This is a genomic window from Streptomyces sp. PsTaAH-124, assembly GCF_000373685.1.
In the GTDB taxonomy this organism is placed as follows: Bacteria; Actinomycetota; Actinomycetes; order Streptomycetales; family Streptomycetaceae; genus Streptomyces; species Streptomyces andamanensis.
Window position 1 is genome coordinate 212,730 of sequence record NZ_KB892202.1, and the last position, 18,562, is coordinate 231,291.

The 18,562-nt window shown below is 75.3% G+C and carries 18 protein-coding genes; 5 read left to right on the forward strand and 13 right to left on the reverse strand.

All coding sequences use genetic code 11. The annotated features are described in order from the left end of the window. Positions 1-44: 44 nt before the first annotated feature. From B086_RS0130890 to infC, 5 genes are all read right to left on the reverse strand, one after another. Entirely contained in the window at positions 45-1,184 is a 1,140-nt protein-coding gene (locus B086_RS0130890) for a sensor histidine kinase (RefSeq protein WP_018570303.1), read from the reverse strand. Positions 1,185-1,416: 232 nt separating this feature from the next. Continuing rightward, positions 1,417-2,280, reverse strand: a complete 864-nt coding sequence (locus B086_RS0130895) for a TrmH family RNA methyltransferase (protein ID WP_018570304.1) — start codon at positions 2,278-2,280, stop codon at positions 1,417-1,419. A 149-nt stretch (positions 2,281-2,429) separates the two neighbouring features. Beyond that, positions 2,430-2,813, reverse strand: a complete 384-nt coding sequence (gene rplT, locus B086_RS0130905; protein ID WP_006141703.1) for a 50S ribosomal protein L20 — start codon at positions 2,811-2,813, stop codon at positions 2,430-2,432. Positions 2,814-2,923: 110 nt separating this feature from the next. Beyond that, entirely contained in the window at positions 2,924-3,118 is a 195-nt protein-coding gene (gene rpmI / locus B086_RS0130910; protein WP_007829094.1) for a 50S ribosomal protein L35, read from the reverse strand. Positions 3,119-3,229: 111 nt separating this feature from the next. Then, positions 3,230-3,880 (reverse strand): translation initiation factor IF-3, encoded by a 651-nt coding sequence (gene infC, locus B086_RS0130915; protein WP_078510143.1) that lies wholly within the window; start codon positions 3,878-3,880, stop codon positions 3,230-3,232. Between the two features lie 372 nt (positions 3,881-4,252). Here infC and B086_RS0130920 point away from each other — a divergent pair, with 372 nt between their 5' ends. Continuing rightward, a complete protein-coding gene (locus B086_RS0130920; RefSeq protein ID WP_026252942.1) occupies positions 4,253-4,609 on the forward strand; it encodes a DUF1844 domain-containing protein in 357 nt (118 codons plus the stop codon). 55 nt (positions 4,610-4,664) lie between these two features. Here the strand turns inward: B086_RS0130920 and B086_RS0130925 are convergent, their stop codons facing one another. Continuing rightward, a complete protein-coding gene (locus B086_RS0130925) occupies positions 4,665-5,402 on the reverse strand; it encodes an SseB family protein (protein ID WP_018570308.1) in 738 nt (245 codons plus the stop codon). A gap of 68 nt (positions 5,403-5,470) precedes the next feature. Between B086_RS0130925 and B086_RS41255 the strand changes: the two genes are divergently transcribed. Next, positions 5,471-6,262: a serine hydrolase gene (locus tag B086_RS41255; protein ID WP_018570309.1), complete on the forward strand. Its 792-nt coding sequence runs from the start codon at positions 5,471-5,473 to the stop codon at positions 6,260-6,262. A gap of 97 nt (positions 6,263-6,359) precedes the next feature. Here the strand turns inward: B086_RS41255 and mycP are convergent, their stop codons facing one another. Continuing rightward, on the reverse strand, positions 6,360-7,565 hold the full coding sequence (gene mycP / locus B086_RS0130935; protein ID WP_018570310.1) for a type VII secretion-associated serine protease mycosin: 1,206 nt from the start codon (positions 7,563-7,565) through the stop codon (positions 6,360-6,362). After that, positions 7,562-8,719: a hypothetical protein gene (locus B086_RS43355; protein WP_234029407.1), complete on the reverse strand. Its 1,158-nt coding sequence runs from the start codon at positions 8,717-8,719 to the stop codon at positions 7,562-7,564. The genes mycP and B086_RS43355 overlap by 4 nt, the downstream gene beginning before the upstream one ends. 1,001 nt (positions 8,720-9,720) lie before the next feature. Here B086_RS43355 and B086_RS0130945 point away from each other — a divergent pair. Further along, complete coding sequence (locus B086_RS0130945) at positions 9,721-10,923, forward strand: amino acid deaminase/aldolase (protein ID WP_018570312.1); 1,203 nt, start codon at positions 9,721-9,723, stop codon at positions 10,921-10,923. A gap of 51 nt (positions 10,924-10,974) precedes the next feature. Here the strand turns inward: B086_RS0130945 and B086_RS0130950 are convergent, their stop codons facing one another. The 4 genes from B086_RS0130950 to B086_RS0130965 all read right to left on the reverse strand — a co-directional run bounded on the left by B086_RS0130950 (position 10,975) and on the right by B086_RS0130965 (position 15,621). Then, positions 10,975-11,904, reverse strand: coding sequence for a DUF2510 domain-containing protein (locus B086_RS0130950; protein ID WP_018570313.1), 930 nt, complete (start codon positions 11,902-11,904; stop codon positions 10,975-10,977). 122 nt (positions 11,905-12,026) lie between these two features. Continuing rightward, a complete protein-coding gene (locus B086_RS0130955) occupies positions 12,027-12,782 on the reverse strand; it encodes a 3-oxoacyl-ACP reductase (protein WP_026252943.1) in 756 nt (251 codons plus the stop codon). Positions 12,783-12,853: 71 nt separating this feature from the next. Next, positions 12,854-14,245, reverse strand: coding sequence for an aldehyde dehydrogenase family protein (locus tag B086_RS0130960; protein WP_018570315.1), 1,392 nt, complete (start codon positions 14,243-14,245; stop codon positions 12,854-12,856). A gap of 11 nt (positions 14,246-14,256) precedes the next feature. After that, complete coding sequence (locus tag B086_RS0130965; protein WP_018570316.1) at positions 14,257-15,621, reverse strand: glutamine synthetase family protein; 1,365 nt, start codon at positions 15,619-15,621, stop codon at positions 14,257-14,259. Positions 15,622-15,716: 95 nt separating this feature from the next. Here B086_RS0130965 and B086_RS0130970 point away from each other — a divergent pair, with 95 nt between their 5' ends. Together B086_RS0130970 and B086_RS0130975 are read left to right on the forward strand one after the other, a co-directional pair. Beyond that, complete coding sequence (locus B086_RS0130970) at positions 15,717-16,472, forward strand: FadR/GntR family transcriptional regulator (RefSeq protein WP_018570317.1); 756 nt, start codon at positions 15,717-15,719, stop codon at positions 16,470-16,472. Positions 16,473-16,652: 180 nt separating this feature from the next. Further along, positions 16,653-17,369: a gamma-glutamyl-gamma-aminobutyrate hydrolase family protein gene (locus tag B086_RS0130975; protein ID WP_018570318.1), complete on the forward strand. Its 717-nt coding sequence runs from the start codon at positions 16,653-16,655 to the stop codon at positions 17,367-17,369. A 220-nt stretch (positions 17,370-17,589) separates the two neighbouring features. Here B086_RS0130975 and B086_RS0130980 read toward each other — a convergent pair whose 3' ends face one another. Continuing rightward, positions 17,590-18,537, reverse strand: coding sequence for a LysR family transcriptional regulator (locus B086_RS0130980; RefSeq protein ID WP_026252944.1), 948 nt, complete (start codon positions 18,535-18,537; stop codon positions 17,590-17,592). Positions 18,538-18,562 lie beyond the last annotated feature (25 nt).

Sequence of the window (18,562 nt, forward strand, 5' to 3'; positions counted from 1 at the left end):
GGGGCGGGGGAAAGCGAATGCGCCCGTGGGTCCTCGGCCGGTGCTCAGAGCAGGTGTGCCGGGGTGCCCACGGGCAGGGTAAATCGGAACCGCGCGCCGGCGCCCGGCGCGCGGCCGACCGTGATGGTGCCGCCGTGGGCCTCCACGATGCCCTTGACGATGTAGAGCCCGAGTCCGGTGCCACCGCGCTTGCTGCCCCGCCAGAAGCGGGTGAAGACGCGGTTCATGGACTCCTCCGGGATGCCGGGCCCCTCGTCGCTCACCGTGACCGACGTGCCGGCGTCCTCTCCCTCTCGGGGGGACACCACGGGCGTGACGTCAATGGTGACGGTTCCCTCGCCGTGGCGCACCGCGTTTTCGATGAGGTTGCTCAGCACCTGGTCGATCTTGTCGGGGTCGGCCCACAGGACGGGCAGCGGCTGCTCCAGGCGGACCAGGAACCGGTCGGCGGGCTGGCCCGCGGCCACGTACGCCTGGACGTGGCGGCCGACCGCCGCCCCTATGTCGACGAGCTGGCGGCGCACCTCCAGGCGGCCGGAGTCGATGCGGGAGATGTCGAGCAGTTCGGCGATGAGCCGGGTGACGCGGTCGGCGTCGGCGTCCACCGTCTCCAGCATCAGCCGCTTCTGGTCGTCGGTGAACCGCTCCCACTTGGCGAGCAGCGTCGCGGTGAAGCCCTTGACCGAGGTCAGCGGGGAGCGCAGTTCGTGGGCGACGGTGGCGATCAGCTCGGCGTGGCTGCGCTCAGTGCGGCGGCGGGCCTCGGTGTCCCGCAGGCAGACGACGACGCGGCGGACCGGTCCGGCGGGGCGGTCGCGGACGTACCGGGCGGAGACCAGGACCTCGCGGCCGCCGGGCAGCAGCAGGTTGCGCTCGGGCTGGGCGACCCGGATGGCGAGGCCGCCGTAGGGGTCCGTGAGCTGCCACCAGCGGCGGCCCTCCAGGTCCTCCAGCGGCAGGGCCTTCTCCAGGTGCCGGCCGAGGGCCTGGTCGGCGGGGACGGCGGTGATGCGGGCGGCCGCGGCGTTGAAACAGGTGACGCGGCCGGTTTCGTCGGCGATCACCAGGCCGTCGGGCAGCTCGTCGGGGTCGGGTCCCGTCCCCGCGGCGGCCGCGTCCGGTGGCACGGACGGCCGGGGTACGCCGTGTGTGTCCGGAATCGCCCCGCTCGTGCCGACACTCATCCCTTACCCCACCTTCCCGATGGTGCAGCGGGCCCCCGAGCTGGTCACCCTACTACTAGGGCCTGTCGTCAAATTCCCGCCTGCCCCGCGACGCCATGCACGCACTCTCGCCGCACCGGGACCCGACCCGAGTACGTCCAGTACGCGGGTCGGGTCCCGGCACGCCGAGAGCACGCACCTGACGCCGCGAGGCCCGCCCTCCGGGCGGACGACGGCAATTTGACGACAGGCCCTAGCCGGACGTGACGGAGCGGCATCCTCCGGGGGCGCGCTGTGCGCGGGCCGACGCGTAGAGGCACACGGCGGCGGCGGTGGCGAGGTTCAGGCTCTCCGCCCTGCCGTGGATGGGGACGCGCACGACGGCGTCGGCCAGGGCCCGGGTCTCCTCGGGCAGCCCCCAGGCCTCGTTGCCGAAGACCCAGGCGGTGGGGCCGCCCATGGTGCCCTTGTCCAGCTCGTCGTCGAGGTCGTCGCCGCCCGCGCCGTCGGCGGCGAGGATGCGCACCCCGGTGCCCTTCAGCCCGGCGACCGCCTCTTCGACGGGGACGCCGACGGCGACCGGCAGATGGAACAGCGAGCCGACGGAGGCGCGTACGGCCTTCGGGTTGTACAGGTCGACGGAGGCGTCGGTGAGGACGACGGCGTCGGCTCCGGCGGCGTCCGCGCAGCGCAGCACGGTACCGGCGTTGCCGGGGTCGCGTACGTGGGCGAGGACGGCGACGAGGCGGGGCCGGGCGGCGAGGATCTCCTCGAACGGGGTGTCCAGGAACCGGCAGATGCCGACGAGTCCCTGCGGGGTGACGGTGGTGGAGATGTCGGCGATGACGTCGTCGGCGGCGAGGTGCACCCGGGCACCGGCGGCGCGGACCTCGCCCACGATGTCGGGGTAGCGCTCGGCGGCCTCGACGGTGGCGAACAGCTCCACGAGCGTGGCGTCGCCGGCCGGTGTCCGGTGCGCGGCGGCCTCCCGCACGGCCTGCGGTCCCTCGGCGAGGAACAGCCGGTCCTTGCCCCGGAAGTTCCGCTTGGCGAGCCGCCGGGCGGCGCTGACGCGGGCGGAGCGGGCGGAGATCAGCTCGGGAGTGGCGGGCGGCATCCTCTTGCTTTCGGACGAATTGCTCTCGGGAGAATTGCTCTCGGAGGAAGTCTCGTGGCGGGTGCGCCGCGCGTGGGCCCCCAACAGCAGGACCCGCAAGCCGTGAAGCCTGCGGGTCCTTAGGTCACCGGCTCAGGTCCGGTGCGGCGTCACGCGGCCTTCGGCGCGTTGACGTCGCTGGGCAGAGCCTTCTGCGCGACCTCGACGAGCGCGGCGAACGCGTTCGCGTCGTTCACGGCCAGCTCGGCGAGGATCTTGCGGTCGACCTCGACGTTGGCGGCCTTCAGACCCTGGATGAAGCGGTTGTACGTGATGCCGTTGGCGCGGGCAGCGGCGTTGATGCGCTGGATCCACAGCTGGCGGAAGTCACCCTTGCGCTTCTTGCGGTCGTTGTAGTTGTAGACCAGCGAGTGGGTGACCTGCTCCTTGGCCTTGCGGTACAGGCGCGAGCGCTGACCGCGGTAGCCGGAGGCCTGCTCGAGGATCGCCCGGCGCTTCTTGTGGGCGTTGACTGCCCGCTTGACGCGTGCCACTTGTTTGACTCCTTGTAGCGGGGCCGTGGGGGTCTTCACACGGCCCGGAAACGATTGGGTCCCGGTCCTGACGTGCGGTGCGCCTGATCAGCCGATCGGGCGCCGCTGCGTCACTTGCCGAGAAGCTTCTTGATCTTCTTGGCGTCGCCCGGGGCCATCTCGGCGTTGCCGGTGAGGCGACGCGTCAGACGGGACGACTTGTGCTCGAGCAGGTGGCGCTTGCCGGCGCGCTCACGGAGCACCTTGCCGGAGCCGGTGACCTTGAAGCGCTTGCTGGCACCGCTGTGCGACTTGTTCTTCGGCATAGCGCCGTTCTCTCCTCGTCGGTGGCGCTCCGGTGCCCGGTCGCGAGAACCGGGCACGGTGGAGCGTCGCTCTTGTTTCGGTTACAACCTGGGACGCGGGGTCCCCGGAGGTCACGCCTCGGCGTGCTCCTCGGCGGGCTCCTCGGCAGGCGTCTCGGCGTCCGCGGCGTTCTGCGACTTGCCGGGGTTGGCCTTCGCGTCTGCCTTGCGGGCTTCCTGCGCCTGGCGGGCCTCGGCCATCGCCTCGGTCTTCTTCTTGTGCGGACCGAGGACCATGATCATGTTGCGTCCGTCCTGCTTCGGGTTCGACTCGATGAACCCGAGGTCCTGGACGTCCTCCGCGAGACGCTGGAGCAGCCGGTAGCCCAGCTCGGGCCGGGACTGCTCGCGACCACGGAACATGATCGTGATCTTGACCTTGTCGCCCTGCTTGAGGAACCGGACGACGTGACCCTTCTTGGTGTCATAGTCGTGCGGGTCGATCTTCGGCCGGAGCTTCATCTCCTTGATGACCGTGTGCGCCTGGTTCTTGCGCGCCTCACGGGCCTTCATGGCCGACTCGTACTTGAACTTCCCGTAGTCCATGAGCTTGCACACGGGCGGACGGGCGTTCGCCGCGACCTCGACCAGGTCCAGGTCGTACTCCTGCGCAAGCTCCAGTGCCTTGGCCAGCGGGACGATGCCCACCTGCTCGCCACTGGGACCGACAAGTCGCACCTCGGGAACGCGAATCCGGTCGTTGATGCGGGGCTCGGCGCTGATGGATCCTCCTCGGTAGCACCACGCGGCGGTCTGGCGGACAGCCGCGTACGTCTGTGTTCGTAAGACCTAACCGCGCCGCAGCAACAAAAATGCCCCGGACGATCACAGGCGGGGCTCCTCGAACTACCGGAGCGACCGCCGCGATGGCCGCGGGGCGCGCATTCGGACGGATCGCCGCCGCTGGGACGGGGCCGTCTGACCGGTGACCCGCCGCCCGGGGGGCGGTCGGGTGGGAGCTCGAAGCCTCCACTTGTGGGCCGGGCCCGCTCGCCGTGGGGCATGCGTGTCCAGCCGGTCGCCCACCAGATTAGCAGGCCGGCCGGACCAGGGCCAATCGGGGCGCGGCGGGCGGGACCGCCTATCGTGTGGGGCATGAGTGAGACCCCTCCTGAGACCCCCGATTTCGACGCCATGACCCGAGACATCGCGGAGGTCCCCGCGGTCGAGGTGATCGTGACGGTCGCCGTCAACCTGATGAGCGCCGCCGCGGTGAAACTCGGCCTGACGGACGAGGGCGACACGTACAAGGACCTGGACGAGGCCCGCAAGCTGGTGACGGCGCTCGCCGGGCTGCTGGACGCGAGCGCGACCGAGATCAGCTCCTTCCACGCGGCGCCGCTGCGGGACGGCCTGAAGTCGTTGCAGCTGGCGTTCCGCGAGGCGTCGGTCGTGCCGGACGAGCCGGGCCAGGGTCCGGGCGAGAAGTACACGGGCCCGGTCTACGGCTGACCCGCGCGCCGCGGCCGCGGGAGGCGTACGAGGGCTTCCCCGCGGGTAGCGGGGACTACCCCCGCACGTACAAGGGCTCGCCCGGCGGCGTCGCCCCGACCGGCAGCAGTGCCAGGTCGAGGCCGCGCACCAGGCGGGCCCTCAGCGCGTCGCTGGCGGCCAGGCGGCCGGCGACCGCGCGGGCGGTGTCGGCCGGGGCCTGGGTGGCGGCCGGGTCGAGGACGAGCGCGAGGGTGCCGTCCGCCTGCCCCGGCCCCAGGCGGGCGCTCAGCACCGCCGGTTCGGCGGCCACCGCGTCCCGTACGGCCGCCAGGACCGCCGGGTCGGCGAGCGGATCGGCCGTCGTACGGCCCTCCGCGAGCGCGCGCAGCGCGGCCCCGGTCAGCTCGAACGCCACCGGCCCGGCCAGGTCCAGCACCACCGTGTCGGCCTTCTCGTGCGCGGCGGCCTGGAGCGCCTGATGCAGCGGTACGGCGACCGGGCGGGCCGCCGGGTCCCAGCGGGCCAGCGAGGCGGTGGAGGTGAAGGCGGGCAGCGCGGTGCGGTGTCCGGCCTTCAGGGTCGGTACGGCCATGTCGCTGGTCTTCTCGCGGCGCAGCCCGTTCTCGTCCTCCTCCACCTCGCCGAGGACGGCCACGACGGGCACCAGCAGCCGGGCGCCCCTGAGGGCGCGCAGCACACCGTCCACGGCGGTGCGGTCCTCGGCCCAGGCGGCGAGCGCCGCGCTCAGCGCGGGGTCGGCCGAGCCGTCGTCGTCGGAGAATCCGGGGTCCGGGATGTTCTTGTTCGCCACGGCTCCGAGCCTATCCGGGGCCGCGTACCGTCGGCGGCGGGGTCGGGCGGGAGGGCGGAGGTGGGGCCGTGCGGGAGCCGGTGGCGGACCGCGGCGCGCTGCTGGGGGCGGCGATGCGGTCCGTGGCGGTGGGCGACGGTGCCGCCGTCTCGGTGGCGGTCCGCGACCCGGCCTCCGGGGAGTGCGCCCGGTACGGGGACGGGGCATTCGAGACGGCGAGCATCGTCAAGGTCGGCATCCTGGCCGCCGTGCTGCTGCGGGCGCAGGACGCGGGACGGCCGCCGAGCGCACGGGAGCGGACGTACGCGGCCGCCATGATCGGGCACAGCGACAACGACGCGGCCTCGGCGCTGTGGCGGGGCATCGGCGGGGCCGCCGGGCTGGACGCGGCGCACCGCCGGCTCGGGCTGACGGGGACCACGGGCGGCGAGGGCCCGCTGTGGGGGCTGACCCGGACCACCGCCGCCGACCAGGTCACCCTGCTCCGGCAGGTCTTCGGGACGGCCGGATCGCCCCTGGACGCCGCTTCGCGCGCGTACGTCCAGAGGCTGATGGGGCGGATCGCGCAGGGCCAGGACTGGGGAGTGTCCGCCGCGGCCGACGGCTCCGCCTGGGCCCTGAAGAACGGCTGGCTGCCGCGCGGCACCACCGGGCTGTGGGTGGTCAACAGCATCGGCCGGGTGACGACGGGCGGCGCCGACCGGCTGGTGGCGGTGCTGTCGCACGGCAACGCGACGAAGGAGGAGGGCGTCCTGCTGGTGGAGGAGGCGGCGCGGGCGGCGGTGTCGGTGTTCGCCCCGGGTACTCCCCCACCTCCCCCTTCCCCTTCCCCGGCCGCCGCGCCGTCCGTCGCAGGCTGACCGCGTCAGGGGGCTCGCCCCTGGTTCCTGCGGTTCCTGCGGTTCCTGTGGTTCCTGCGGCCGGAAGCCCGGGGGTATACGGCTGAAAGCCGGGGGCCTACGGCTGGAAGCCGACGGCGGTGTCGGCGGAGTCTGCGGTGTCGCGTGCGCGCCGGCCGCGCCACAGGAGGACCGCCGCGACCAGCAGCACGCCGCCTGTGCCGCCCGCGAGGAGGCCCGCCCAGTCGGTCCCGCCGTCCGAGCCCGCCGGGTCGGGGCCGGGGCCGAAGTACCGTCCGCCGTAGGCCGCCGTGCGCAGGCCCGCGGGCTTCAGCCGGCCGGCGGCCTCGACGGCGGCGACGGGGTCGATCATGCCGAAGCCGCGGGAGTCGTCGCGTCCGCCGACCGGGGCGTCCCGGGCCGTGTCCTCCAGGACCTTCTTGATCTGGGCCGGGGCCAGCCCCGGGTGCGCCGCCTCGACGAGGGCGACGACGCCCGAGACGAAGGCGGAGGCCGCGCTCGTGCCCCAGCCCTTGTAGTACTTGTGGTCCGGGTCGGCGATGACGATGTCGACGCCGGGCGCGCTGACGGCGGCGTACCAGCGGCGGGTGGAGAAAGCGGCCCGGGTGCCGTAGCGGTCCACGGCGGTCACCGCGATCACGCCCGGGTAGGCGGCCGGGTAGGAGACGTGGTCGCCCTTGTCGCCGGCGTTGCCCGCCGACGCGACGACGACGGTGCCCTTCCTCAGCGCGTACTGGACGGCCTCGTCCTCGGCGGGCTCGGGGTGCGCGGAGTCCGAGTCGTCGCCGAGGGAGAGGTTGATGACATCGGCGCCGTGGTCGGCGGCCCAGCGGATGCCGTCGGCGAGCGCGTTGCCCCGGGTGGTGCGCGCCTGGGCGCGTGCCTTGTCGTCGTCCTCCAGGATCACCCGGACGGGGAGGATCTTCGCCTCGGGGGCGATGCCCATGACGCCGTCGGAGCCGCCGGAGCCGTGTCCGTGCCCGGCGATGATGCCGGCCATGGCGGTGCCGTGCCGGGCCCAGGTGCCGTCACCGCGCCGCGCGCCGAACCCGATCAGGTCCTTGACCGGCAGGACGTTGCCCGCGAGGTCGGGGTGGTCGGCCTCGACGCCGGTGTCCAGGACGGCGACGGTGACGCCCTTGCCCCGGGTGTGGTGCCACAGGTCCTGGGTGTGCAGGGCGTCCAGGGCCCACTGCTGGGCGCGGATGCCGTCCGCGTGCGCGGCGGTGGCCGGGACGAGCGTGAGCGCGGCGGCCAGGAACAGGCTCAGGGCGCCGCCGCGGCGCCGGACGGCGGGGCTCACGAGGGCTTCTCCGTGGCCTGGCCCGCGGTGGTGCGGAAGCCGCGTTCGATGCGGTCGGCCAGGCCCTTCGCCTCGTGGCCGAGTCCCGCCTGGGCGGCGGGCGTGGCGGCGCCCGCCTTCATCGCGTCGGCGGCGGGCTGCGGTGCGTCGGCCGCGCGGCCGTCGGCCCAGCCGGAGACGGCGTAGACCACCACGGGGGCCTCCGTCAGCACGGACACCGTCCAGGACGCGCGCTGCCGGTCGCCGAAGGCGGCGGCGACGGTGCCCGGTGCGGCATAGGGGCGGGGCAGCAGGTCGGTGCGCCGGTCGAGCCCCTCGTCGCGGAAGCGGACGGCCAGGGAACGCATGGCCGGGGCGTCGGCCTTGGTGAAGAGCAGACCGACCGTGGTGACGAAGCTCTGGGTGGCGTCGGTGTAGGTGGCGCGCAGCAGGCGGGTGCAGCCGACCGGGGAGAGGGCCTTGCGCAGCAGCGGGTCGAAGGCGTCGGCGCAGCCGCTGTCGGGGGCGACGGCGATCCGGGTCCAGGTGCGGTCGGCGCCGCCGGGTCCGGCGCCCCGGCCGTCCACGGTGGGCGGGAAGAGCCGGTCGACCGGGATGCTGTGCCACAGGGTGCCCGCCGCGGCGAAGGTACCGGCGCCGCCGCCGTCGCCCGAGTCGCCGGTGAGCCAACTGCCGGTCAGGGCACCGCCGATGAGTCCGAGTCCGAGGACCACGCACGCGGCGGCCAGCGCGGCCCGGGGCCGGATCCGCACCCCGAGGGCACGCCCGCGCCCGCGCGCGTCGTAGCCCTCCGGCTCGCCGAACAGGACGTAGGGGCGCGCCGGGCCGGGGTACGCGCCGGGGGCGGTCGGGGCGACGGATGCCGTACGCCTCCCGGGTGCCGAGGGTGAGCCGGGAGCCGCGGGTGTGCCGGACGCGCCGGAGGTGGTCCACGGCAGCGCGGGGCCGGGCGCGGCGGGGGCCTCGCCGGTGCCGTTGTTGGTGCCGGTGCCGGTCCGGGTGGCGGTTCCGGTGCCGGGGAAATCGTCGTGGGCCGGTCGTGGGCCGGGGCGGCCGGGGTACCGGGCGGGCGGAACGGCCGGGCGCGGCGGCCCGGGGCGGGACGGCCGGGCGGCCGGAGCGGGCGGTACGCCGTGGCCGGGCGTCGTCGGCATGAAGGGGGCGCCCGGGACGGCCGGGGTACGGGGGGCGGCGTCCGCGCCGGGAGGAGGCCCGGCGGCCGGGAGCGGCCCCTGGTCCGGGCCGGTGTCGGAGCCCGGGGGCCCACCGGCCGCGCGCCGCGTGCCGTGCGGGGGGACGGTCCCCGTGTTCGGGGCGGACCTGTCGGCCGGCTGCGCCGGGGCGCCGCCGGGCACCGGCACCGCGCGCCGGGGCACGGGCGGGGGCACGGCGGTCGACGGTGCCGTCGGGCGGGCCGGGTGGTGCGGGGCGCAGGACGGTCGCGGGTGGCCGTCCTCGCCGCCGGTGGCGGTCGTGGCGCCCGCCGAGAAATGCGGCGCGCGCGGGGAGGCGGCCCGCGCCCCCGCGCCGCCCCCGGCGGACGGGGCGGCCCCGCCGCCGCGCACGGCGTCCGCGCGTCCGACGCGGGGCGGGGCGTCGGGAAAGCGGGCCGAGGCGGGCGGCGGAGGCGGACTGTCCGGGACGGCACCATCCACGGCCCCACCCACGGCCCCGCCCACGGCCGTGGCCGCACCCTGGGCCGGACGCGCGCCCGGCGCCGGAGAGGCGGTCGGCACCGGCTGCACCGGCTGGATGCCCGGGGGCGTCGTGGCGTCGCTTCGGGGAGCGCGGGGTTCGTCGGCCGGATGCGCCGGAGTGCGGGGCGGGTGCGCGGGGCGCGGAGGTATCGGAGCGTGGCGTGCTTCCGTGCTCATGCACCCCCCGTTTCGCTGTGCCGGAGCCGTGCTCTCGTGCCCGGCCGTCGTCCTCGTCGCCCCGCCCGGCGCCGACTGGTCGTCACCGGACACGCATACCCGTACGGACGAGGAGCCATCCCGGCTCGCCTGCGCGGCCGGGATCGTGCCGCCCCCGTGCCGCACGTGCGCGTCACTCTACGGGCTGGGCGCGCGACGGCGGGAACCGGACCGCGGGCCCGGGGGGATCTGCCCGTAACGTCCCCCTACCCTGCGGTAATCCTGTCTGGCAGGCTGCGTGCATGACCGCACGCGCCGCCGACCGGGCCCGCTACGACCGGGCCACCGCCCATCTCGACGCCCCCGTCGCGATCGTCGACCTGGACGCCTTCGACGCCAACGCCGACGATCTGCTGCGCCGGGCCGGCGGCAAACCGGTCCGGGTGGCCAGCAAGTCCGTGCGCTGCCGGGCCCTGCTCGAACGGGCCCTGGCCAAGGACGGCTTCGCGGGCATCATGTCGTTCACGCTCGCCGAGTCGCTGTGGCTGGCCCGGTCCGGGTTCGAGGACGTCCTGCTCGCCTATCCGTCCGCCGACCGCGCCGGTTTCGCCGAACTGGCCTCCGATCCCAAGCCGGCCGCCGCCGTCACGGTGATGGTCGACGACCCGGCCCAGCTCGACCTGATCGACGCCTGTCGCGAGGGCGGCGGCGAGACCGTGCGGGTGTGCCTGGAACTGGACACGTCGCTGCGGATGTTGGGCGGCCGGTTCCGCGTCGGCGCGCTCCGCTCCCCGCTGCACTCCCCCGCCCAGATCGCCGAGATGGCCCGCGCGGTGGCCCGGCGGCCGGGGTTCCGGCTGGTCGGGATCATGGCGTACGAGGGACATGTCGCGGGCGTGGGCGACGCGGTGGCGGGGCGGCCGCTGCGGTCGCGGGCGATCCGGCTGATGCAGTCGGCGGCGCGCCGCGAACTGGCCGAGCGGCGGGCCGCCGTGGTGCGGGCGGTCCGCGCGGTGGCGCCGGACCTGGAGTTCGTCAACGGCGGCGGCACGGGCAGTGTGCAGCACACCGCGGCGGAGGCGGCGGTGACCGAGATCGCCGCGGGTTCGGGGCTCTACGTGCCGCGCCTGTTCGACAACTACACGTCCTTCCGGGGCCGTCCGGCGGCGCTGTTCGCCCAGCCCGTGGTGCGGCGCCCGGGGGTCGGGGTGGTCACCGTGCTCGGCGGCGGCTACCCCGCGTCGGGGGCGGCCGGAGCGGACCGGCTGCCGGTGCCGTATCTGCCCGAGGGTCTGCGCTACGACCCGCAGGAGGGGCCCGGCGAGGTGCAGACCCCGCTGCTCGGCCCGCCCGCGGACGACCTGCTGATCGGCGACAAGGTGTGGTTCCGGCACGCCAAGGCCGGTGAGCTGTGCGAGCGGTTCGACGCGCTGCACCTCGTCGAGGGCGACCGGGTGACGGCGACCGTGCCGACGTACCGCGGCGAGGGCCACACCTTCCTCTGAGGCCCGGTCGGCTCTCCGGGGTCCGGTCCGCCCTCCGGGGTCCGGTCGGGCTCAGTCCGACGACGGGCCGATGCTGCTGCCCACACCGCCGTCCGCGCCGGTGGCGCCGATCGGCCGGATGCCCTTGGTGATCCGGTCGATGTCGGCCAGGGGCGGCCCGTCCGGGCCCGCGTCGAGGACGAAGCGGACAACGACGGGCGCCTCGACGCCCGTGCTGGAGGAGAAGGCCAGCGACTCCACGTAGCCGCCGGGACCCTTGGCGGTACGGACCCGGCGGCGCACGAAGTAGCCCGCCCGGCCCGCGACGGCCACCGGCCCGGCGGCGACGTCCTGGTGGGCGGTGATGCCGTCGTAGGGGGTGTCGCCCGCCGCGTTCCGCCCGTAGGCGGCGTCGGCCGCGTCGGCGATGTCGTTCCGGGCCAGGGTCTTCGGCCGGGCGTCGTCGGACGAGGCGGGGGTCAGGGTGCTGACCAGGCCGTGCCGGCACAGCCCGCGCCCCGCCGGGCAGTCGTAGACGCCGTGGGTGGTCATGACGACGTCGTCCTGGGAGACGTTGCGCGGTGCCTCCCAGCCGGCGGGGAGCGGCAGGGTGATGCCGTTGAGCTGGTCGACCACCACGGACGCGCCGGACGGACCGGACGAGTCCGGCGGGGTGGCCGGGGTGGCCGGGGCAGGAGCGGTGGCGGTGTCCGTGGCGGCCGGGCCGCCGGGGGCGGTGCGCGTCGCGCCGTCACCACGGTCACCGCCGCCACCGCCGTCGTGGAGCAGGACCGCCCCGGTGACGATCGCGGCGGCCAGGACGGACCCGGCGGCGGCCAGCGCCACCGCCCTGGCGCGTGCCGGGCGCCGGGCGGCCGGGACGACCAGCGGGAGCGGCACGGTCTCCGGTGAGCGCCGGTGCTCGCTCCAGGCGGTCCCGTCCCACCAGCGTTCCAGGTGCGGGGCCGACGGGTCGCGGTACCAGCCGGCCGGGGGCGTCATGCTCACCCCGGCACTGTAGGGCGGATCGCCCCGCCGTCACAGGTGGCCGCCGGGTGGTGAGCGCGACGACGACCCGCCCGGGGATCCGGGCCGACACCCGGGCCGCTTCCCCCGGACAGGCCCTAGAGCGGGGTGACGTACGCCCCCGAGATGCCGCCGTCCACCAGGAAGTCGGTGGCGTTGACGAAGGAGGAGTCGTCGCTGGCGAGGAAGGCGACGGCGGCGGCGATCTCCTCGGCCTCGGCGAACCGGCCGAGCGGAATGTGCACGAGGCGGCGCGCGGCGCGCTCCGGGTCCTTGGCGAACAGCTCCCGCAACAGAGGGGTGTTGACCGGTCCGGGGCACAGCGCGTTCACCCGGATGCCCTCACGGGCGAACTGCACGCCCAGTTCCCGGGACATGGCCAGCACGCCGCCCTTGGAGGCGGTGTAGGAGATCTGCGAGGTGGCGGCGCCCATCCGGGCCACGAAGGAGGCGGTGTTGATGATGGAGCCCCGGCCCTGGTGCCGCATGTAGGGCAGGGCCGCCTTGCAGCACAGGTAGACGGAGGTGAGGTTGACGTCCTGGACGCGCTTCCACGCCTCCAGGCCGGTCTCCAGGATGGAGTCGTCGTCGGGCGGGGAGATACCGGCGTTGTTGAAGGCGACGTCGACGCTGCCGTAGGTGTCGTACGCCGCCCGGAACAGCGCCTCGACCTGGCCGGGGTCGGTGACGTCGACCTGGACGAACAGTCCGCCGACGGCCTCGGCCGCGGCCTTGCCGCTCCGCTCGTCGATGTCGCCGCAGACGACGTGCGCGCCCTCGGCGGCGAGCCGGCGCGCGGCGGCGAGGCCGATGCCGCTGCCCGCGCCGGTGACGACGGCGGTACGGCCGACCAGCCGCCGGCAGACGGCCGCGGGAGCTGTCTCCTTCGCTGTCTCTTCCGCGGTCTCTTCCGCTGTCTCTTCGCTCACTGTGCGGGCCCCTCCGTGCTGAGGAAGACGTTCTTGGTCTCGGTGAAGGCGGTCAGGGCGTCGGGGCCGAGTTCGCGGCCGAGACCGGACTGCTTGGCCCCGCCGAACGGTGTCCAGTAGCGCACGCTGGCATGCGAGTTGACGGACAGGTTCCCGGCCCGGACGCCCTGGGCGACGCGCAGGGCGCGGCCCACGTCCCGCGTCCACACGGAGCCGGACAGGCCGTACGGGGTGTCGTTCGCGAGGCGGATCGCGTCCTGTTCGTCGGTGAAGGACAGCAGGACGGCGACCGGGCCGAAGATCTCCTCGCGGGCGGCGGCGGAGTCCGGCCGCTCCCCGGTGAGCACGGTCGGCGGGAACCAGAAGCCGGGTCCGCCGGGCGCGGTGCCGCGCAGCGCCGGTGCGCCGGGCGGCGCGTAGGCCCGTACGCGGTCCCGCTGTGCGCGGGAGATCAGCGGGCCCATCCCGGTCTTCTCGTCGGCCGGGTCGCCCACCACGACGGCGGCCAGCGCCTCGGCGAGCAGCGCGTGCACCTCGTCGTAGGCGGACTCCTGGACGAGGACGCGGGTGCGGGCGCAGCAGTCCTGTCCGGCGTTGTCCAGGAAGGAGGACGGGTCGGCGGCGGCCCTCAGGTCGGCGTCGGCGAAGACGATGTTGGGGCTCTTGCCGCCCAGTTCGAGGGTGACGGGTTTGACGTGCCGGGCGCAGCGCTCCATGATCTCGCGGCCGGTGCGGGTGGAACCGGTGAAGACGATCTTCGCCACGCCGGGGTGGTCGACCAGCGCGCGGCCCGCGACGCGGCCGTGTCCGGGCAGTACCTGGAACAGGTGCTCGGGCAGGCCCGCCTCCAGGGCGAGTTCCGCCAGGCGCAGCGCGGTGAGCGGGGTGGTCTCGGCGGGTTTGAGCAGGACTGCGTTGCCCGCGGCCAGGGCCGGGAAGGAGCCCCAGGCGGCGATCGGCATGGGGAAGTTCCAGGGGGCGATCACACCGACGACGCCGAGCGGTTCGAGGAAGGTGACGTCCCAGCCGCCGGGCACGGGGATCTGCCGGCCGAGCAGCCGTTCGGCGCCGCCGGCCGCGTACAGCAGCAGGTCGCGGACGTTGCCGGCCTCCCAGCGGGCGTCGCCGACGAGATGGCCGGCCTCGCGGACCTCCAGCTGGGCCAGTTCCTCGGCGTGGGCGTCGACGACGTCGGCGAAGCGGCGCAGCAGCCGGGCCCGGTCGGCGGGGGCGGCGCCCGCCCAGGAGCGCTGGGCGGCGCTCGCGCGGACGACGGCGCGGTCCACGTCGGTGGCGTCGGCGGCGGGGACGACGGCGACCGTCTCCTCGGTGGCCGGGTCGAGGACCAGGAGTTCGGGTGCGTGCTCGGGCTGGAACTCGTTCGGCAAGGCGGGGCCTCTCACATGCGTTCGAAGGAGCGGCGCAGCTCCCAGTCGGTGACCGCGGCGTCGAACGCGTCGAGTTCGACGCGCGCCATGTTGCGGTAGTGCGCGACGACCTCGTCGCCGAAGGCGGCCTTCGCGATCGGGCTGTTCTCCCACAGCTCGGCCGCCTCGCGCAGGGTCGTGGGGACGTGCGCGTAGTCCGCGGTGTAGGCGTTGCCGGGACACGGCTCGGGCAGCGGCAGCCGCTGTTCGAGGCCGTACAGGCCCGCGGCGACGAGTCCGGCGACGGCCAGGTGCGGGTTGACGTCGCCGCCGGGCAGCCGGTTCTCGAAGCGCAGCGAGGGGCCGTGGCCGACGACGCGCAGCGCACAGGTGCGGTTGTCGTGGCCCCAGGCGACCGCGGTGGGGGCGAAGGAGCCGGGCTGGAACCGCTTGTAGGAGTTGATGCCGGGCGCGTAGAGCAGGGAGAAGTCGCGCAGCGCGGCGAGCTGTCCGGCGAGGAAGTGCCGCATGACCTCGGACATCTCCCCCGGTTCCGGGCCGGCCATCACGCCGGTGCCGTCGGCGTCGGTGAGGGAGAGGTGGATGTGGCAGGAGTTGCCCTCGCGTGCGTCGTACTTGGCCATGAAGGTGAGCGAGACGCCCTCCTGGGCGGCGATCTCCTTGGCGCCGGTCTTGTAGACGGCGTGCTGGTCGCAGGTGACCAGGGCCTCGTCGTAGCGGAAGGTGATCTCGTGCTGGCCCAGGTTGCACTCGCCCTTGGCGGACTCGACGGTGAGACCGGCGCCCGCCATGTCGTTGCGCAGGCGGCGCAGCAGCGGTTCGACGCGGCCGGTGCCGAGGATCGAGTAGTCGACGTTGTACCGGTTGGCCGGGGTGAGGCCGCGGTAGCCGCCGTCCCAGGCCTGTTCGTAGGTGTCCTGGAAGACGATGAACTCCAGCTCGGTCCCGGCCTGGGCCCGCCAGCCGTGCTCGGCGAGCCGGTCCAGCTGGCGGCGCAGGATCTGCCGGGGGGCGACGGTCACCGGGGAGCCGTCGTGCCAGGCGAGGTCGGCGACGGCCAGGGCGGTGCCCGGGTTCCAGGGGAGGCGGCGCAGGGTGGCGAGGTCGGGGTGCATGGCGAAGTCGCCGTAGCCGCGGTCCCAGGAGGACAGGGCGTAGCCGTCGACGGTGTTCATCTCGGCGTCGACGGCGAGGAGGTAGGTGCAGCCCTCGGTGCCGTGCCGCAGGACCTCGTCGAGGAAGAAGCGGGCGGCGAAGCGCTTGCCCTGGAGCCGTCCCTGCATGTCCGGGAAGGCCAGGACGACGGTGTCGATGTCGCCGCCCGCGACGAGCGTCCGCAGTTCCTCGACGGTGAGCGGGGGTGTGCGGTCTGCCACGGGCGGGCCTCCTCGGGCTTCGCCGGCCGTTCGGCCGACGCCGTGCGCCATAAGGTATGGCTCTGGACCATTGGCTGGGAAGGGGGCGCGGCCGGATGGCTGGGGACACGGGTTCGACCGGGGCGGGCGGGGACCGGCTCACGGCGCTGCTGCGGCCGGTGCGCGCGGGCAACGGCTTCGAGGAGGCGCTGGAGCAGATCCTGCTGGTGGTGCGGCTGGGGCTGGTGCCGGCGGGTGAGCGGCTGCCGGCCGAGCGCGAGCTGGCCGCCCGGCTGGGGATCAGCCGGGTGACCCTGCGCGAGGTGCTGAAGGTGCTCCATGAGCAGGGGCTCGTGGAAGCACGGCGGGGGCGCTACGGCGGTACGTTCGTGCGCCCGCGCGCGGACAGGGGGAAGGACGGCACGGACGGCGGGGACGAGCTGCGGCGGCGGGTGGCCGCGGTCGACCTGGAGGACGTCCTGCGGTTTCGCGAGGTGCTGGAGGCGGGCGCGGCCGGGCTGTGCGCCGCGCACGGGCTGACGGACGACCAGGAGCGGCGGCTGCGGGCGGCGCTGGAGCACACCCGGGACGTACCGCCCGCGGAGTACCGGCGCCGGGACACGCTGCTGCACCTGACGCTGGCCGAGCTGTCCGGCTCGCCGACGCTGGCCGCCCAGTACGCGGCGGTCCGGGCCACGGTGAACGACCTGCTGGACTGCATCCCGCTGCTGGTGCGCAACCTGGAGCACTCGCAGCGCCAGCACGCCGCGCTGGTGGCCGCGGTGCTGGCCGGGGACGCGGACGGCGCACGGGAGCGGGCGCGGGAGCACTGCGCGGGGACGGCGGCGCTGCTGCGGGGCTTCCTGGCGTGAACGGGGCGGGCCGGCCGGACCGGCGGGCGGGCACCGTGCGGCGGGTCGCGGGGGCGAGGGCGTGGGCACGCGCGCGTGGGCGTCCGGGGGCGCCGGGACGCGGGCACGCGCGCGTGGGTGCGTCAGGGCGCCCGGGTGCGTTAGGTATGGGCGCACACCATTGCGAGCCGGGAGGGCCGGATGACCGCGACGAGCGCACGACGACCGCTGATCGGCGTCAGTACGTATCTGGAGCCGGGCGCGCGCTGGGGCGTGTGGGAGCTGGAGGCCGCGCTGCTGCCGGCCGGCTACCCGCGGCTGGTGCAGCGCGCGGGCGGACTCGCCGCGATGCTGCCGCCGGACGCGCCCGAGCGGGCGGCGGCGGCCGTGGAGCGGCTGGACGGCCTGGTGATCGCGGGCGGCCCGGACGTGGAGCCCGTACGGTACGGTGCCGCGCCCGACCCTCGCACGGGGCCGCCCGCGCGGGCCCGGGACGCCTGGGAACTCGCCCTGATCGGGGCCGCGCTGGCGGCCGGGGTGCCGCTGCTCGGCATCTGCCGGGGCATGCAGCTGCTGAACGTGGCGCTGGGCGGCACCCTGGTGCAGCACCTGGACGGGCACGCCGGGGCCGTCGGCGTCTTCGGCGCCCACCCGGTCGTCCCGGTGCCCGGCACCCGGTACGCGGCGGCCGTCCCGGAACCCACGACCGTCCCGGCCTACCACCACCAGGCCGTCGACCGCCTGGCCGCCGGCCTCGTCGCCTCCGCGCACGCCCAGGACGGCACGGTCGAGGCGCTCGAACCACCGCCCGGCGCGCCCTGGGCCCTGGGGGTCCAGTGGCACCCGGAGATGGCCGAGGACACCCGCGTGATGGGCGCCCTGGTCACGGCGGCTGCTGCCGGGACGGGCCGCGACTGAGCGGGGAAGCACTCCCCCGCGCCGCACCCACAGCGCGCCCACGCCGCACCCCCGGCGACCGCCCGCCGGACAAGGACCCTCCCCCGCACGAACCGGGCTCGCCCGCTCGAACGCCCCCGGCGCAACCCGCCCAACCGGCTCCCGGCCGGATCCAGGTCCGGCCCGGCCGGGATCAGGCCGGGTCCGGATCAGGCCCTGCTCAGGCCCGGATCGGTCCAGGTCAGGTCCGGGTCAGGGACAGCAGGTCCCGGGCCGGGCCCGTCGGGCGGTGGCCGGTGGGCCAGACCGCGCGCAGGTCGCGGCGGAGGGCGACGTCCCGGACCGGGACGGTCACCAGGCGGCGCAGGGTCAGCTCGTCGCCGACGGCCAGTTCGCTGAGGACGGCCGGGCCCGCGCCGCTGACGGCCGCGGCCTTCACCGCCGTGGTGGAGGAGAGTTCGATCAGCGGCCGGGCCAGCCCGCCCAGTGCCGCGTCCAGCACCTGCCGGGTCCCGGAGCCCGTCTCGCGCAGGATCAGCGGGGTCGCGGCCAGTTCCGCCGCCTCCAGCGGACGCCGCCGCCGGGCCCAGGGATGGCCCGGCGCGGTCACCACGGTCAGCCGGTCCTGGGCGATCACCACGGAGTCCAGTCCGGTGGGCACCGACACCCCCTCCACGAAGCCGAGGTCCGCCTCGCCCGCCAGCAGCCGTTCGGCGACCACCGCGGAGTTCCCGGCCAGCAGCGACACCGCCGTGTCGGGGCGGCGCGCGCGCAGCGCGATCAGCCAGCCGGGCAGCAGGTACTCGGCGATCGTCATGCTCGCCGCCACCCGCAGCCGCGAGTCCCGGCGGTCGCGCAGCGCCTGCGCGCCCACGTCGAACGCCTCCGCCGCCTCCACGACCCGCCGGGCCCAGTCCGTGACCAGCGCGCCCGCGTCCGTCAGCCGGGAACCGCGCGGTGAGCGGTCCACCAGGGCCAGTCCGAGCTGCCGTTCCATGGAGCGGATCCGGCTGCTCGCCGCAGGCTGGGTGATGCCCAGCTCGCGGGCGGCGGCGCCCAGGCTGCCCAGCCGCGCCACCGCCAGGAGCAGCTCCAGCGCGCCCAGGTCGGGCACCCGGTGGGCCAGTGGCGCCACCCCGGGCGGCCGCCCCTCGCCGTTTCCTGCGTCCAGCTCCGGCCTCCTTGTCATAAAGCCAGCTTATGCCCCGATAGAG